Here is a 408-nt window from a genome sequence, read left to right on the forward strand (position 1 = left end):
GGACACGGGTTCCGTCAGGATCTTGGCGACGACCGCCTCGATATCCGGCCAACCCTGTCCGGTGACGAGGAGCGTCGCCGGACCCAGCTTCGGACTGGCGACGAAGCCCAGGAAGCTGCGGGTGGCGGCCTCTTCAGGGATGGTGCCCAGCAGCTCGCCCAGTTCGTTCGCKGTYCCGAYCACRACCGTCAGCGAGCCCGGCCGCAGCCGCTCCGGCGGCCGTTCGGARACCCGCACCACGACCTGCCCRAAGCGCCCGCGCAGRGCCACGGCCTGCGCGACGGCGAGGATGGTATTGCCCGCGATCGCCCGCGACGCACTCGGCGCGACGATGTTGATCGTCGTCTGACCACCTTCGTCCCCGCCGATCGTCGGCAGGTCGTCGATGCCGCGCAGGCGGAACTGCCC

Annotated in this window: 1 protein-coding gene; it reads right to left on the minus strand. The window is 70.8% G+C overall.

Annotated elements, in window-relative coordinates; genetic code table 11:
* The coding region (locus AB4Y92_RS26185; protein WP_441822278.1) for a hypothetical protein at positions 1-408 on the minus strand (408 nt) is incomplete at both ends.

It is taken from the genome of Lysobacter sp. TAB13, from assembly GCF_052113885.1.
GTDB classification, from domain to species: Bacteria; Pseudomonadota; Gammaproteobacteria; order Xanthomonadales; family Xanthomonadaceae; genus Lysobacter; species Lysobacter gummosus.